Consider the following 1,752-nt stretch of genomic DNA (forward strand, 5'->3'; position numbering starts at 1 on the left):
GATATAAGCTGGCCGTCTTTGCGGTTAATGTGCCGCGCATGTGTTTGAAACCAGAATTGGTACGCTCCTGATGTCTGCTAACTCGTTTTCGGAGAGCTTCACCCTATACAAGCGGGTGATGCGCTACCTCAAACCACAATGGAAAGTATTCCTGATTTCCTTGTTGTCCATGGTTGTGGCGGCGGCAACTGAACCAGCCTTCGCCAGCCTAATGAAGCCGTTGATAGACGGCGGCTTCGTCAATAAAAGCCGTGAAGCCATCATCTGGACGCCGCTGGCCATTGTCGGCCTGTTTATCGTGCGAGGGGTGGCGACCTATATTAACGAATATGCCTCGGCCTGGCTGACCGGTCGTCTTGTCGAGCAATTGCGCACCGAGATGTTTGCCCGTATGCATCACCTGCCGATGACCTACTTCGATACGCATCCGTCCGGTAATACCCTATCGCGTATTGTCAATGAAACGACACAGGTCAGTGATGCGGGCTTCAATGTGATTACCGTCACGGTCAAAGATGGTCTGACCATTATTGGTTTATTGGGGCTCTTGCTGTATACCGATTGGCGTCTGGCATTGATCTGTTTTGCCGTGATGCCGGTGGTCGCGGTTTGTGTGCGCTATGTCAGCAGCAAGTTACGTAATCTGTCACGGAAAAATCGCCAGGATCAGGCGCATATGACGCAGATCGTCTCCGAGGTTGTGGCTTGTCAAAGTGATGTCCGGGTGTATCAAGGCGAGATGCAAGAAACCCGCCGTTTCGGCAAGTCGGCAGAGGCGATGCGTCGTAACCAGATCAAACGCAGGGCAACCAATGCAGCGAGTACCGGCGTGACCCAGTTGCTGATTGCGATGGCGCTGGCTGTGATCCTCTACTTTGCCGGAGTGCTGGCACAGATGGGCAGTTTTTCGGCTGGCGACTTCATGTCGTTCCTGACGGCGATGCTGATGCTGTTCGCGCCGCTCAAGCGCATTACCGGCATTTCACAAGCCCTGCAACGGGGGCTGGCTGCCGCCGAGAGTGTGTTCGCATTTCTTGACGAGAAAACCGAAGCGGATCCCGGCGTCCGGCAGCTCGGTCAGACCCGGGGTGAATTGTCTTTGCAGAAGGTCTCGTTTTGCTATCCGGGAGCCGAGCGCCCAGCGCTGGATGAGATTACGCTCGATATCCGTGCCGGCGAAACCGTGGCACTGGTTGGCTCTAGCGGTAGCGGTAAGACAACGCTGGCGAGCCTGCTGCCACGCTTTCACGAGCCGACGGCAGGGCAAATCCTGCTCGATGGCTTGCCTCTTAGCGACTACACACTCGCCAGCCTTCGTGCTCAGATCGCGCTGGTCAGTCAGCATGTCGCGCTATTTGACGACACGATTGCTGCAAATATTGCGTACGGCCGCAGCGATGTGACACATGAACAATTGGTCGAGGCTGCGCGTGCGGCAAATGCACTTGAGTTTATCGAAACGCTGCCTGATTGCTTTGAAACCCAGATTGGAGAGAATGGCGCTCGTCTATCTGGTGGCCAGCGTCAACGTCTGGCGATAGCCCGCGCCATTCTGAAAAATGCACCGATCCTGATCCTCGACGAAGCGACTAGCGCGCTGGATACCCAGTCTGAAAGACTAGTGCAGGCAGCTTTGGAAAACCTGATGCAGAACCGCACTACGCTGGTTATTGCGCATCGATTGTCGACTATTGAGCGGGCCGACCGGATTATAGTCATGCATCAAGGCAAGATCGCCGAAGAGGGGGCGCA

Annotated in this window: 1 protein-coding gene; it reads left to right on the forward strand. The window is 55.3% G+C overall.

All coding sequences use genetic code 11. From position 1 onward, the window contains the following. Positions 1–70: 70 nt before the first annotated feature. Positions 71–1,752: lipid A export permease/ATP-binding protein MsbA (msbA, locus tag ACRC1E_RS04130; RefSeq protein WP_438513845.1), on the forward strand; the 1,682-nt coding region annotated here is incomplete at its 3' end.

This window comes from Craterilacuibacter sp. (assembly GCF_051659485.1).
Taxonomy (GTDB): domain Bacteria; phylum Pseudomonadota; class Gammaproteobacteria; order Burkholderiales; family Chromobacteriaceae; genus Craterilacuibacter.